The sequence below is a fragment of the Lapillicoccus jejuensis genome (assembly GCF_006715055.1).
GTDB lineage: Bacteria > Actinomycetota > Actinomycetes > Actinomycetales > Dermatophilaceae > Lapillicoccus > Lapillicoccus jejuensis.
Genome location: NZ_VFMN01000001.1, coordinates 4,381,161 through 4,394,670, shown reverse-complemented (window position 1 = coordinate 4,394,670; position 13,510 = coordinate 4,381,161). Strand labels below are relative to the sequence as shown.

The window sequence follows — 13,510 nt, the reverse complement described above, 5'->3', positions numbered from 1 at the left end:
GGCCCCCGCGTCCGGGCCGACCCACCTGCTCGAGGTCCTCCATCCCGTGATCGTCTACATCGCCCGCCGGATCGCGCTGGCCGTCAGCGTCGTGCTCGTCACGCTCGTCGCGACGTTCCTGCTCTTCTTCGCCGGCCCCGCCGACCCCGCCCAGTCCATGTGCGGCGAGCTGCGCTGCAGCGCCACCAAGCTCGTCGAGATCCGCCACTCGATGGGGCTCGACCGGCCCCTGCCGCAGCAGTTCACCGAGTACTTCAAGGGGCTCTTCGTCGGGCGCGAGATCACCGACGGCGGGACGGTCAAGGAGTGCACGGCCCCCTGCCTGGGCTACTCCTTCCGCTACCACCTCGACGTGCGGGAGATGGTCTTCGACAGGGTGCCGACGACGTTCGTCCTCGCCGTCATGTCGATGGTCATCTTCCTGGCCATCGGCGTGACCCTCGGCGTCTACACCGCGCAGCGCCGCGGCAGCGGCCTCGACCGCTTCGTCGTCGGCTTCTCGCAGGTCTTCGGCGCCATCCCGTACTACGTCGTCGCGCTGCTCGCCTCGCTCTACCTCGTCGTGCTCAACCCCGTGCTGCCCCGCTCGGCCTCGCTGTCCGACGGCGTCGGGCCGTGGCTGATCGGGATGCTCGCGCCGGCGCTCATCCTCGGCCTCGTGTACTCGACGTCGTACGTGCGGTACACGCGGGCCCAGATGGTCGACACGCTGGCCCAGGACTACGTGCGGACGGCCCGGAGCAAGGGCATCTCCGCCCGGGCCGTGACCTACCGCCACGCGCTGCGCGGGGCGCTGAGCCCGGTCCTCACGGTCCTCGGGCTCGACATGGCCGGCCTGCTGGCGGGCACGCTCATCACGGAGAAGATCTTCGGCATCGACGGCGTCGGCAAGCTCTCCATCGACGCGCTCGGTCTCGACGACCTGCCGGTGATCATGGGCACCGTATTGCTCAGCGCGGTCATCGTCGTCGTGCTCAACCTGGTGGTGGACGTCCTCTACTCCGTCGTCGACCCGAGAGTGAGGCTCGCGTGAGCGACACCCGCACCGAGACCTCGGTCCCCGTCCTGCCCGGTGTCGGCACCCGCGAGGACGTCCTGGCCCACGAGGGCGACGTCGTCCTCAAGGTCGACCACCTCACCGTCCGCTTCCCCAGCGACGAGGGTCCGGTCAACGCCGTCCAGGACCTCAGCTACGAGGCCCGCCTGGGGCGCACCCTGGCCATCGTCGGCGAGTCCGGCTCGGGCAAGTCCGTCTCGTCGATGACCCTGCTCGGGCTGCACAACCCCAAGCGCACCGAGATCAGCGGCAGCATCAAGCTCGCCGGCCAGGAGATCGTCGGCGCCGACGAGGCGACGATGCGCCGGCTGCGCAGCCAGACCGTGGCCATGGTCTTCCAGGACCCGCTGTCGTCGCTGCACCCCTTCTACAAGGTGGGCCGGCAGATCGCGGAGGCCTACCGTGCCCACCACGACGTGTCGAAGGCGATCGCCCAGAAGCGGGCCGTCGAGATGCTCGACCGGGTCGGCATCCCGAACCCGCAGCGCCGGGCCAACCAGTACCCCCACGAGTTCTCCGGCGGCATGCGCCAGCGCGCGATGATCGCCCTGGGTCTGGTCAACGACCCGCAGCTGCTCGTCGCCGACGAGCCGACGACGGCGCTCGACGTCACGGTGCAGGCGCAGATCCTCGACCTCATCGGCGACCTGCAGAAGGAGTTCGGCTCGGCGGTCATCCTCATCACGCACGACCTCGCGGTCGTCGCCGAGGTCGCCGACGACATCCTCGTCATGTACGCCGGCCGCGCCGTCGAGCGCGGCACCTGCCGCGAGGTGCTGGCCCGACCCGACCACCCCTACACGATGGGGCTGCTGCAGTCCGTCCCGTCGGCCTCGCTCGACGGGCAGGAGCTGCGGGCCATCCGCGGCACCCCGCCCAGCCTCGTGCACCTGCCGAGCGGCTGCTCGTTCAACCCCCGCTGCGACTACCGTGACCGGGTCCCCGGGGACCGCTGCACCACCGAGCTGCCCGAGCTGCGACGTCTGCCCGACGGCCGCCAGGTGCGCTGCCACCTCGACGACCCCCAGGCCCAGCTGCTGGTGCCGCCCACTCAGGAGGACCCCCGATGACCGCCGACGAGGCCGCCGCGACGCGGACCGACGAGGTCGCGACGACGCCCGACCCGCACGACGCGGAGGCCGAGGAGCTGGCCCGGCCGGTGGACGAGACGGCGGAGGTCGCCGTCGACCAGGTCGTGCACGCCGCCCGCCGCGACCTGGCCGCGGCGCCGACGCTGCTCGAGGTCTCGGACCTGGTCAAGCACTTCGCCGTCCGCGAGGTGCAGGGGCTGAGCATGTTCCGCGGAGTGGTCCGCGCCGTCGACGGCGTGTCCTTCACGCTGCGGCAGGGCGAGACGCTCGGCCTGGTGGGGGAGTCCGGCTGCGGCAAGTCGACGACGAGCCGGCTGCTGACCCGGCTCGAGGAGCCGACCTCCGGGGCGATCCGCTTCCGCGGCACCGACATCGCCGGGCTCAAGGAGAAGGCGCTGCGACCGATGCGGCGCGAGGTCCAGATGATCTTCCAGGACCCCTACTCCAGCCTCAACCCGCGCCAGACGGTGGGCGCGATCCTCCAGACCCCGCTGCAGGTGCACGGGCTGGCCAAGGGGCGCGAGAAGCAGCGGGCGCAGGAGCTGCTCGAGCTCGTCGGGCTCAACCCCGAGCACATCAACCGCTACCCGTCGGAGTTCAGCGGGGGCCAGCGACAGCGCATCGGGATCGCCCGGGCCCTCGCGGTCGAGCCGCAGCTGGTCATCGCCGACGAGCCGGTCTCCGCGCTCGACGTGTCCATCCAGGCGCAAGTGATGAACCTGCTCGCGCGGCTCCGCGACGAGCTGGGGCTCTCGTTCATCTTCATCGCCCACGACCTCGGCGTCATCCGGCACTTCTGCGACACGATCGCCGTGATGTACCTCGGCAAGATCGTCGAGCAGGGACCCAAGCAGCGGATCTACACGGCTCCGCAGCACCCCTACACGCAGGCCCTGCTCTCCGCCGCGCCCGACCTCGCGGTGGTGCGGGGGGTCGCGCCGAAGGAGCGGATCCGCCTGCAGGGCGACCCGCCGAGCCCGCTGGACCCGCCGAGCGGCTGCCGCTTCCGCACCCGGTGCTGGAAGGCGCAGGACGTCTGCGCGACCCAGGAGCCGCCGCTCGTCACGCCCTCGGGGGCGGCGCCGGACCAGGTCGTGGCCTGCCACTTCCCCGAGGTGCGCAGCGACCTCACCGCCACCGTCTCCTGAGGCCGCGTCCCCGGAGGCTAGGGTGGGCGGGCTCCACCGCCCGGGCGCCCGCCCGACCCGCTCCACCGACGAGACCCCGATGAGGTTGTCCCATGAGATTCGCCGACATCACGCTCGGTGACGTCGCCGGTGTCATCGCCGCGCTCGCGTTCGCCTACCTCGTGTTCCGGATCGGCCGGGTCGTCGGCAAGGCCGGCGAGATCCTCGAGGAGGCCCGCGTGGGCGTCAAGGGTCTGTCCGACGGCGCCGTCCCCCTGCTCGGCGAGGTGACGAGCACCGTCACCGCGACCAACGAGCAGCTCGTGCGCGTCGACACCATCACGACCAACGTCGCGACGATGTCGAGCAACGTCAACGCGCTGACGTCCCTCTTCGCGGCGACGCTCGGCTCACCGGTCGTCAAGGTCGCCGCCTTCAGCTACGGCGTGCGCAGCGCGCTGCGCGGTCGGGCCGAGCGCGAGAACCGCCGCACCCGCGCCGGACGGAGGCACTGACCCGTGCGCCGCGTCTTCTGGGTCGGGGTCGGGGCCGCCATCGGCGTCCTCGTCGTCCGCCGCGCCGGCCGCGTGGCCCGCGCCTACACCCCGCAGGGCGTCGCCGACGGTCTCGCCTCGCTCGGCGACGGTCTGCGCGAGCTGGCCGACGCCGTCCGCGACGGCATGGCCGAGCGCGAGGAGGAGCTGCGCTACGCGCTCGGGCTCGACACCCAGCCGGGCGACCGCGACGGCGCCGCCGCGCGGCTCGACGGCGAGGGCATCCGCACCCTGCTCGACGACCCCACCGGCCCGCGAGCTCGGTAGGGGTGCGGCCCGGCGGCGACCCGTCGCCGCCCACCGGCCCACCCCGACCCAGCCCCCCGAGCCCCCACCCGCGCCGCGCGCGGGTCGCACCGAGAGACACCCCCATGGAGACCGCAGAGATCCGCCGCCGCTGGCTGTCCTTCTTCGAGGCCCGCGGCCACACCGTCGTGCCCAGCGTCCCCCTGCCCATCGACGACCCCAACCTGCTCTTCGTCGTCGCCGGCATGGTGCCGTTCGTGCCCTACTTCATCGGGGCCGAGGCGGCGCCGTACCAGCGGGCGACGTCGGTGCAGAAGTGCGTGCGCACCCCCGACCTCGAGGAGGTCGGCAAGACCAGCCGGCACGGCACGTTCTTCCAGATGAACGGCAACTTCTCCTTCGGCGACTACTTCAAGGAAGGGGCCATCAGCTTCGCCTGGGAGCTGCTGACCGGGTCGCTCGACGACGGCGGCTACGGCCTGGACCCCGAGAAGCTGTGGCCGACCGTCTACGAGGACGACGACGAGGCCTTCGGCCTGTGGCGCGAGCTGACCGGGGTGCCCGCCGAGCGCATCGTGCGCCGCGGGAAGAAGGACAACTACTGGCACCAGGGCATCCCCGGCCCCGGCGGCCCCTGCAGCGAGATCTTCGTCGACCGCGGCCCGGAGTACGGCCGCGAGGGCGGCCCGGCCGTCGACGAGGACCGCTACATGGAGATCTGGAACCTCGTCTTCATGCAGGAGGAGCTGTCGGCCGTCCGCGCGAAGGACGACTTCGACGTGCGCGGGCCGCTGCCCAAGCGCAACGTCGACACCGGGATGGGCCTGGAGCGGATCGCCTCCGTCCTCCAGGGCGTGGACAACCTCTACGAGATCGACGAGGTCCGCCCCGTCCTCGACCAGGCCGCCGAGATGACCGGCAAGACGTACGGCCGGGCGCACAGCCACGTGGCGTCCGAGAGCCACCCGGACGACGTGCGGCTGCGCGTCGTCGCCGACCACGTGCGCACCTCGCTCATGCTCATCGGCGACGGCGTCACCCCCGGCAACGAGGGCCGCGGCTACGTCCTGCGCCGGATGCTGCGCCGCGCCGTCCGCTCGATGCGCCTGCTCGGGTTCGACGAGCCGAGCCTGCCGCACCTGCTGCCGGTGAGCATGGAGCGGATGAGCCGCTCCTACCCCGAGCTGCGCACCGACTTCGCGCGGATCAGCCAGATCGCCTACGCCGAGGAGGACGCCTTCCGGCGCACCCTCGCGTCGGGGACGACGATCCTCGACACGGCCATCACCCGGCTCAAGAGCGCGCCGAGCGTCACCGAGCCCACCACCGAGCCCACCACCGACGCCGGTACGACGCCCCCGCCGGCCCTCTCGCTGCCCGGCGACCAGGCCTTCGCCCTGCACGACACCTACGGCTTCCCCATCGACCTGACCATCGAGATGGCGGCCGAGCAGGGCGTCGCCGTCGACGAGGCCGGCTTCCGCCGGCTCATGGCCGAGCAGCGCGACCGCGCCAAGGCCGACGCGAAGGCCAAGAAGAGCGGCCACGCGACGTCCGAGGTGTGGCGCACCCTGCGCGACCAGGGCGCGACCGACTTCCGCGCCTACCTCGAGCTGACGAGCGAGGCGACGGTGCGCGGGCTCGTGCGCGACGGCGACCTCGTCGAGGCGCTGGAGCCGGGCCAGCAGGGCCAGGTCGTCCTCGACCGCACCCCGTTCTACGCCGAGTCCGGCGGCCAGGTCGCCGACGAGGGCGTCATCGAGACCCGGGACGGCGCGCGGCTGCGCGTCCTCGACGTGCAGCGCCCCGTCAAGGGCCTCGTCGCCCACACCGTCGAGGTGCTCGACACCCCGAGCGGCGCCGTCCGGACGGGCAGCGACGTCCTCGCCCAGGTCGACCCCGAGTGGCGGCTCTCGGCGTGCCAGGCCCACTCCGGCACGCACGTCGTGCACGCGGCGCTGCGCGAGGTGCTCGGCCCCACGGCGCTGCAGTCCGGCTCGTACAACAGGCCCGGCTACCTGCGCCTCGACTTCGCGTGGGGGCAGGCGCTCAGCGCCGCGACCCGCAGCGAGATCGAGGAGGTTGCCAACGGCGCGCTGCGCCGCGACCTGCCGGTCTCGGCGACGACGATGCCGCTCGCGCAGGCGCGCGAGCTCGGCGCGCTCGCGCTCTTCGGCGAGACCTACGGCGAGGACGTGCGCGTCGTCGAGATCGGCGGCCCCTGGTCGCGCGAGCTCTGCGGTGGCACGCACGTCGCGCACTCCTCCCAGGTCGGCGCGATCACCCTCACGGGCGAGTCGTCGGTCGGCTCCGGCGTGCGCCGCGTCGAGGCCTTCGTCGGTCTCGACGCGATGCGCCACCTCGCCGCGGAGCGCGCGATCGTCGCCGAGCTCGGGCACCTGGTCGGGGCCCGCCCGGCCGAGCTGACCGACCGCGTCTCGGCCCTGCTGGCGCGGCTGAAGGAGACCGAGCGCGAGCTCGCCGCGGCGCGCCAGGAGAAGGCCCTGGCCGGGGCGGCCCGGCTCGTCGAGGGCGCGCGCGACGTCGGCGGGGTGACCTTCGTCGGTCACGACGCCGAGACCGTCGCCGCCGACGACCTGCGCGGCCTGGTCCTCGACGTCCGGCAGCGGCTCGGCGCCGAGCGCCCGGCCGTCGTGGCCATGGCGTCCGCCGCGGGGGGTCGTCCCGTGGTCGTCGTCGCGACCAACGACCCGGCCCGTGCGGCCGGGATCAAGGCCGGGGCGCTGGTGCGGCTCGCCGCGGCGGCCCTCGGCGGGGGCGGCGGCGGCAAGGACGACCTCGCCCAGGGCGGCGGCTCGGACCCGGCCCAGGTCCCCGCGGCGCTCGGGGCCGTCGAGAACGCGCTGCGTGAGCGGGGCTGAGACGCCCGGCCCCGGTGCGGGCGGCCCCCCGGGAGGGGGCCCCCGCGCCGGGGTGCGGCTCGGCGTCGACGTCGGCTCGGTCCGCGTCGGCCTCGCCGCCAGCGACCCGTCCGGCCTGCTCGCCACGCCGGTCGAGACCCTCGCCCGGGACGCCGCCGGTGGCTCCGACCAGCGGCGGATCGCCGACGAGACCGTCGCGCGCGGGGTCGTCGAGGTCGTCGTGGGGCTGCCCCGGTCGCTGTCCGGGGAGGAGGGACCGGCGGCCCGGACGGCCCGGGCATATGCGGTCGAACTGGCGGCACTGGTCCGTCCGGTCCCGGTGCGGCTCGTCGACGAGCGCTTGACCACGGTGAGTGCGACAAGGACACTGCACGAGAGCGGCCTCGCAGGTCGAGCGCACCGTGCCGTGGTCGACCAGGCCGCCGCGGTCCTCATCCTCCAGGGCGCTCTCGACGCCGAGCGGGCGTCGGGACGGGCCCCGGGGGAGCTCGTCACCGTCCGCCGGCGCCGCAAGGCCCGCACCACGGGCACCGACCACGCTCGACCCCACGACGAGCCCACCGGTCGACGTCCCGGGTCCGGACCGGACCCCGACACGAAGGACCGCACCTGATGACCGACCCCCGCGACACCCGCGGGCGACTCGACGAGGCCCCCCACCCCGGGACCGACGACGACGCCTGGGCCGAGCACGAGTGGGACGAGACGTCGTACGACGACCTCGAGCACGACCTCCACGAGGAGGACCTCCACGGGGACGAGCTGCCCGAGGACCACGACCACCCGCTGGCCGGGATGGCGGCCGAGCCGTCCTCGCGCACCGCGCGCCGCGAGCACGCCCGCCTGCGACGGCAGGGCCGCCGGCGCCGGGTGCGCGGGCTCATCGTCCTCGTCGTCGCGCTGGCCGTCGTCGCCGGCGCCGGCTGGGTCGCCGTGGGCAAGCTGCGGCCGCTGCTCGACGTCGCCACCGAGAGCCAGGACTACCCGGGGCCGGGCACCGGCTCGGTCGTCGTCACCGTCGCCGATGGCGACACCGCGAGCGCGATCGGCACCAAGCTGCAGGACGCCGACGTCGTCAAGACCGCCAAGGCGTTCGCCTCCGCCGCTGCCGACGACCCCCGCGGTGCCTCGATCCAGCCCGGCGCCTACGCGCTGAAGAAGCAGATGTCGGCCGCCGGGGCGCTCGCCGTCCTCGTCGACCCGGCCAACCGGTCCGTGCCCCAGGTGACCGTGCGCGAGGGCCTCTGGCTGAGCGAGACCCTCGCCCTGCTCTCGAAGCAGACCGGCGTCCCGCTCGCCGACTACCAGGCCGCCGCCAAGGACCCCGCCTCGATCGGCCTGCCGGCCGAGGCCAAGGGCAACCTCGAGGGCTGGCTGTTCCCGTCGACGTACGAGTTCTCCTCCAGCACCAGCGCCGTCGAGCAGCTGACCGAGATGGTGGCCAAGACGCAGGCCGAGCTGACCTCGCTGGGCGTCCCGCCGGGCCAGCAGGAGCGGACGCTGATCCTCGCGAGCATCGTCCAGGCCGAGGGCCGGCGCGCCGCCGACCTGCCGAAGATCGCACGGGTCATCGACAACCGCCTGGCCAAGCCGATGAAGCTGCAGCTCGACTCCACGGTCAGCTACGGCGTCCAGAAGCGGGCCATCACGACGACCGACGCCGAGCGGGCCGCGAACAACGGCTACAACACCTACGTGCGCGACGGCCTACCCGTCGGGCCGATCGGCAACCCGGGCGCCCAGGCCATCACCGCCGCGCAGAACCCGGCCGCCGGGCCGTGGCTGTACTTCGTCGCCGTCAACCCCTCGACGGGTGAGACGAAGTTCGCGACGACCGCGGCCGAGCACGAGGCCAACGTCGCCGAGTTCCAGAAGTGGTGCTCGCAGAACCCGGGCAAGTGCTGAGCGAGCCCCCTGCAGGTCCCACCACCGGACCGACCGGGGGGCGCCGGGCCGGCGTCCTCGGGTCGCCGGTCGCGCACTCGCTCTCGCCGGTGCTGCACCGCGCGGCGTACGACGCCCTGCACCTCACCGGCTGGACGTACGACGCCGCGCGGGTCGAGGCGGACGGGCTGGAGGCCCACCTCGCGGGCCTCGGCCCGCAGTGGGTGGGGCTGTCCCTGACCATGCCGCTCAAGGAGGCCGCGCTCGCGCTCGCCGACGAGACGAGCGACCTCGCCCGGGCGACCGGCGCGGCCAACACCCTCGTGCGTCGCGCCGACGGGTCCTGGTCGGCCGACAACACCGACGTCCACGGCCTGGTCGCCGCCCTCGGCGAGGCCGGGGTGACGCGGCTCGAGGAGCTGCTCGTCCTCGGGTCGGGGGCCACCGCGCGCGCCGCCGTCGCCGCGGCCGCCGCGCTCGGCGCGCGCCGCGTGCGGTTCATGGTCCGCGCAGAGGCCCGCCCCGAGACCGTGGCCCAGGCGCGGGCCGCCGGTCTCGAGGTCGCCACCACCGGCCCGGGACGGTGGCCCGCCACCGTCGAGGCCGTCGTCAGCACCGTCCCGCCCGCGGCGACCGCCGACTGGGTGGCCGGGCTCCCGGCGGGCGGGACGGCCGCCCTCGACGCCGTCTACGGGGACGGCGACACCCCGCTGCTCGCGGCCGCCCGCGCCCGCGGCTGGGCCGCCCTGCCGGGCACCCTCATGCTGCTGCACCAGGGGGCGCGACAGGTCGAGCTGATGACCGGCCGCCCCGCCCCGCTCGAGGCGATGCGCGCGGCGCTGGCCGCGGCGACGGGCCACGCCCTCGCCCCGACCGCCCGGTGACCCGGTGACCCGGTGACCTGGTGAGCAGCACGTGAGCACGCCCGCGCCGAGCGCCCCGCTCTGGCTCGTCGTCGCCGTGACCCTCGCCGGGGTCGTCGTCGGCCTCGTCCTCGCCCGACCGCTGGCCACCCTCGGCTACCGCCTCGACGACGAGGCGCTGCGCCCGACCCGCGAGCTGCCGCGGCTGCCGCGCGGCGCGGGGGACCGCGAGATGCTCGGTCCGCTGCCCCTCGCGCCCCGTCCGCGTCCCGCGCCGCCGGGGGTCGTCGTCGTCGCCGTCCCGGTCGTCTGGGGGCTGCTGGCCTGGCGCCTCGGCGGGGTCGCTCAGGGGGCGCTGCTGCCCGCCTTCCTCCTGCTGGGGGCGGTGGGGGTGGCCCTGGCCTGGATCGACGCCGACGTGCACCGGCTGCCGCAGGGGCTGACCCTGCCGCTCGTGCCGGGTCTGCTGCTGCTGCTCGTCGTCGCCTCGGCGGTGACGGGGGACTGGGGCGCCCTGCTGCGGGCCGTGCTCGTGGGGGTGGGCGGCGGGGCGGCGTACCTGCTCCTGTCGCTCCTCAGCCTGCTCGTGCCGGGCCTGCCCTTCGGCCTCGGCGACGTCACCCTGGGCGCGATCCTCTCGGCGGCCCTGGGCTGGCTGGGGGTGGCGACGGCGGTGGCCGGTGCCTACCTCGCGTTCGTCGTGGCCGGGGTCGTCCTGCTCGTGCTGCTGCTGGCCCGGCGGGTGCGCCGGCACACGTCGGTCGCCTTCGGGCCCTACCTCGTCGCCGGCGCGCTGCTGGCGGCCATGCTGTCCGTCCGACCGCTGGGCGGCTGACGGGCACCCGGACCCCGGGTGGCAGGATCGTCGGCATGGCACACCTGCGGTGGCTGACGGCCGGAGAGTCCCACGGACCCGCCCTCGTCGCCGTCCTCGAAGGGCTGCCGGCGGGCGTCGAGGTGACCAGCGGCGACGTCGCCGCGGCCCTCGCGCGACGCCGGCTGGGCTTCGGGCGCGGCGCGCGGATGAAGTTCGAGCAGGACCGGGTCGACGTGCTCGGCGGGCTGCGGCACGGGGTCAGCCTCGGGTCGCCGTTCGCGGTCCGGATCGGCAACTCCGAGTGGCCGAAGTGGGAGACGGTGATGAGCCCCGACCCCGTCACGGACGAGGCGTTCGCCGCGTCCGACGACGTCAACGCGGAGAAGGAGGTCGCGCGCAACCGGCCGCTGACCCGCCCGCGGCCCGGTCACGCCGACCTCGTCGGCATGCAGAAGTACGCCTTCGACGACGCCCGCCCGGTGCTCGAGCGGGCCTCGGCCCGCGAGACCGCCGCCCGCGTGGCCCTCGGCGAGGTCGCCGCGCGCCTCCTCGCCCAGGCCTACGGGATCCGGCTGGTGTCGCACACCGTCGCCATCGGCGAGGCCGGCGTCGCCGACGACGCGCCGCTGCCGCTGCCCGACGACGTCGAGCGGCTCGACGCCGACCCGGTGCGCACCCTCGACGCCGACGGTTCGGCCGCGATGGTCGCCGAGGTCGAGGCCGCCCGCAAGGACGGCGACACCCTCGGCGGGGTCGTCGAGGTCCTCGCGTACGGCGTCCCCCCGGGCCTCGGCTCGCACGTCCACTGGGACCGCCGCCTCGACTCGCGGCTCGCGGCCGCGCTCATGGGGATCCAGGCCATCAAGGGCGTCGAGGTCGGCGACGGCTTCCGGACGGCGCGCCGCCGCGGCTCCCGGGCGCACGACGAGATGGAGCGCGACGAGGCCGGGGCGATCCGCCGCCGGACCGGTCGCGCGGGCGGCACCGAGGGTGGCATGTCGACCGGCCAGGTGCTGCGGGTCCGCGCCGCGATGAAGCCGATCTCGACGGTGCCGCGCTCGCTCGACACCGTCGACACCGCCTCGGACGAGCCGGCCAAGGCCATCCACCAGCGCTCCGACGTCTGCGCGGTGCCCGCGGCGGGGGTCGTCGCCGAGGCGATGGTCGCGCTCGTGCTCGCCGACGCGTGCCTGGAGAAGTTCGGCGGCGACAGCGTCTCCGAGACCCGGCGCAACCACGAGTCCTACCTCGCCTCCGTGCCCGAGCGCCTGCGGACGTGGACGTCGTGAGCCAGCCCGTCGCCGACGGGCCCGTCGTCGTCCTCATCGGGCCGCCCGGTTCGGGCAAGACCGTGACGGGGCAGGCCCTCGCCGAGCTGCTCGGCCTCCCCTTCGAGGACACTGACGAGCGGGTGGTCCGGACGGCCGGCCGCAGCATCTCGGAGATCTTCGTCGACGACGGCGAGGCCGCCTTCCGCACCCTCGAGAGGGACGCCGTCGCGGCCGCGCTCACCGAGTCGCGCGGTGTGGTCTCGCTCGGCGGTGGCGCGCCGATCCAGGAGCCGGTGCGCGAGCTGCTCGCCGGCCGCCGGGTCGTCTTCCTCGACGTCGGTATCGCCGACGCCGCCCGCCGGGTCGGCTTCGACGGGGCCCGGCCGTTGCTGGCGGTCAACCCGCGCGGGTCGTGGATCGCCATGATGAAGGTGCGCCGCCCCGTCTACGAGGCGCTCGCGACGGTCCGCGTCGACACCGCCGGCCGCACCCCGCAGGACGTCGCCGCCGAGGCGGCGCAGGCGCTCGGGCTCACGCCCGCCCCCGGCGCCGGCTCTGACGGGACCGAGGGGACCGAGGGGACCGAGGGGACCGACGCGTGAGCGTCACGACGATCGGGGTCGGCACCGGCGCGGCGGCGTACGACGTCCTCGTCGGCCGCGGCCTGCTCGGCGACCCGTCGGTCGTCACCCGCCTGCTGCCCGCGGGCGTCAGCCGCGTCCTCGTCGTCCACCCGGAGCCGATGGCCGCGCTGGCCCGCCGCCTCGGCGACGCCGCCGAGCAGGCGGGCGTGCGGGCGGTGCTCGCCGCCGTGCCCGACGCCGAGTCGGCCAAGACCGCCGAGGTCGCCGCCGGGCTGTGGGCCCGGCTCGGGCAGGAGGGCTTCACCCGCACCGACGCGGTCGTCGGGGTCGGCGGCGGCACGGTGACCGACCTCGCCGGGTTCGTCGCCGCCACCTGGCTGCGCGGGGTCGCCGTCGTGCAGGTGCCGACGACGCTGCTGGCCATGGTCGACGCGGCCGTCGGGGGCAAGACGGGCATCAACACGGCCGAGGGCAAGAACCTCGTCGGCGCCTTCCACGAGCCCGTCGGGGTCGTCTGCGACCTCGACGTCCTCACCACCCTGCCGCCGGCCGACCTGGCCGCCGGGCTGGCCGAGGTCGTCAAGTGCGGCTTCGTCGCCGACGCCGAGATCCTGCGCCTCGTCGAGCAGGACCCGGCGGACGCCGCCGACCCGGCGGGGGAGCGGCTGCGCGAGCTCGTCGAGCGGGCCGTGCGGGTCAAGGCCGAGGTCGTCACCGCCGACCTCTTGGAGTCCTCGCTGCGCGAGGTCCTCAACTACGGCCACACCTTCGGCCACGCCGTCGAGCAGGTCGAGGGCTACACCTGGCGGCACGGCGAGGCCGTCGCCGTCGGCATGGTCTTCGTCGCCGAGCTGGCCCGGCGCACCGGCCACCTGTCCGAGGCGGACGTCGCGCGGCACCGGGCGGTGCTCACCTCGCTGGGGCTGCCGACGGCGTACGCCGGCCGCGGCTCGTGGGAGGCGCTGCGCACCGCGATGGGCCGCGACAAGAAGACCCGCGGCGACCGGCTGCGGTTCGTCGTCCTCGACGGGCTCGGCCGGCCGACCCGCCTGGAGGGGCCCGCCGAGGCCGACCTCGAGGCGTCGTACGCCGCCGTGCGGGCCGAGTCGCCCGCCGGTCGGCCGCGCTGACCGG

Annotated in this window: 13 protein-coding genes; all 13 read left to right on the top strand. The window is 75.0% G+C overall.

Annotation, left to right across the window (positions count from 1 at the left end; all coding sequences use genetic code 11):
* Positions 1-46: 46 nt before the first annotated feature.
* The gene (locus FB458_RS20380; protein ID WP_170185771.1) at positions 47-1,033 is read left to right on the top strand and encodes an ABC transporter permease; all 987 of its coding nucleotides are present in this window, start codon (positions 47-49) and stop codon (positions 1,031-1,033) included.
* Between the two features lie 32 nt (positions 1,034-1,065).
* Positions 1,066-2,127, top strand: coding sequence for an ABC transporter ATP-binding protein (locus FB458_RS20375; RefSeq protein ID WP_211356237.1), 1,062 nt, complete (start codon positions 1,066-1,068; stop codon positions 2,125-2,127).
* Positions 2,124-3,296 carry an ABC transporter ATP-binding protein gene (locus FB458_RS20370; protein WP_141850098.1) on the top strand — a complete coding sequence of 391 codons (1,173 nt, stop codon included), beginning with the start codon at positions 2,124-2,126 and terminating at the stop codon, positions 3,294-3,296. Before FB458_RS20375 ends, FB458_RS20370 begins: the two co-directional genes overlap by 4 nt.
* Before the next feature lie 92 nt (positions 3,297-3,388).
* Positions 3,389-3,790 carry a DUF948 domain-containing protein gene (locus FB458_RS20365; RefSeq protein WP_425460863.1) on the top strand — a complete coding sequence of 134 codons (402 nt, stop codon included), beginning with the start codon at positions 3,389-3,391 and terminating at the stop codon, positions 3,788-3,790.
* Positions 3,791-3,793: 3 nt separating this feature from the next.
* Complete coding sequence (locus FB458_RS20360; RefSeq protein ID WP_141850097.1) at positions 3,794-4,096, top strand: DUF6167 family protein; 303 nt, start codon at positions 3,794-3,796, stop codon at positions 4,094-4,096.
* A 104-nt stretch (positions 4,097-4,200) separates the two neighbouring features.
* Entirely contained in the window at positions 4,201-6,957 is a 2,757-nt protein-coding gene (gene alaS / locus FB458_RS20355; RefSeq protein WP_141850096.1) for an alanine--tRNA ligase, read from the top strand.
* Positions 6,944-7,570 carry a Holliday junction resolvase RuvX gene (gene ruvX / locus FB458_RS20350; RefSeq protein WP_425460862.1) on the top strand — a complete coding sequence of 209 codons (627 nt, stop codon included), beginning with the start codon at positions 6,944-6,946 and terminating at the stop codon, positions 7,568-7,570. The genes alaS and ruvX overlap by 14 nt, the downstream gene beginning before the upstream one ends.
* Positions 7,570-8,862, top strand: coding sequence for an endolytic transglycosylase MltG (gene mltG / locus FB458_RS20345; RefSeq protein WP_141850095.1), 1,293 nt, complete (start codon positions 7,570-7,572; stop codon positions 8,860-8,862). The genes ruvX and mltG overlap by 1 nt, the downstream gene beginning before the upstream one ends.
* Positions 8,856-9,725: a shikimate dehydrogenase gene (locus FB458_RS20340; protein ID WP_246061421.1), complete on the top strand. Its 870-nt coding sequence runs from the start codon at positions 8,856-8,858 to the stop codon at positions 9,723-9,725. The genes mltG and FB458_RS20340 overlap by 7 nt, the downstream gene beginning before the upstream one ends.
* A 31-nt stretch (positions 9,726-9,756) precedes the next feature.
* Entirely contained in the window at positions 9,757-10,539 is a 783-nt protein-coding gene (locus FB458_RS20335; protein ID WP_141850094.1) for an A24 family peptidase, read from the top strand.
* A gap of 35 nt (positions 10,540-10,574) precedes the next feature.
* Entirely contained in the window at positions 10,575-11,810 is a 1,236-nt protein-coding gene (gene aroC / locus FB458_RS20330; RefSeq protein WP_141850093.1) for a chorismate synthase, read from the top strand.
* Positions 11,807-12,394 (top strand): shikimate kinase, encoded by a 588-nt coding sequence (locus tag FB458_RS20325; RefSeq protein WP_141850092.1) that lies wholly within the window; start codon positions 11,807-11,809, stop codon positions 12,392-12,394. The genes aroC and FB458_RS20325 overlap by 4 nt, the downstream gene beginning before the upstream one ends.
* Positions 12,391-13,506 (top strand): 3-dehydroquinate synthase, encoded by a 1,116-nt coding sequence (aroB, locus tag FB458_RS20320; RefSeq protein ID WP_141850091.1) that lies wholly within the window; start codon positions 12,391-12,393, stop codon positions 13,504-13,506. Before FB458_RS20325 ends, aroB begins: the two co-directional genes overlap by 4 nt.
* Positions 13,507-13,510: the final 4 nt, after the last annotated feature.

What these genes read in the sequence shown, in the direction of transcription:
- FB458_RS20370 (WP_141850098.1), top strand. Translation starts at nt 2,124, where the DNA reads ATGACCGCCGACGAGGCCGCCGCGACGCGGACCGACGAGGTCGCGACG.
- FB458_RS20365 (WP_425460863.1), top strand. Translation starts at nt 3,389, where the DNA reads ATGAGATTCGCCGACATCACGCTCGGTGACGTCGCCGGTGTCATCGCC.
- alaS (WP_141850096.1), top strand. Translation starts at nt 4,201, where the DNA reads ATGGAGACCGCAGAGATCCGCCGCCGCTGGCTGTCCTTCTTCGAGGCC.
- mltG (WP_141850095.1), top strand. Translation starts at nt 7,570, where the DNA reads ATGACCGACCCCCGCGACACCCGCGGGCGACTCGACGAGGCCCCCCAC.
- aroC (WP_141850093.1), top strand. Translation starts at nt 10,575, where the DNA reads ATGGCACACCTGCGGTGGCTGACGGCCGGAGAGTCCCACGGACCCGCC.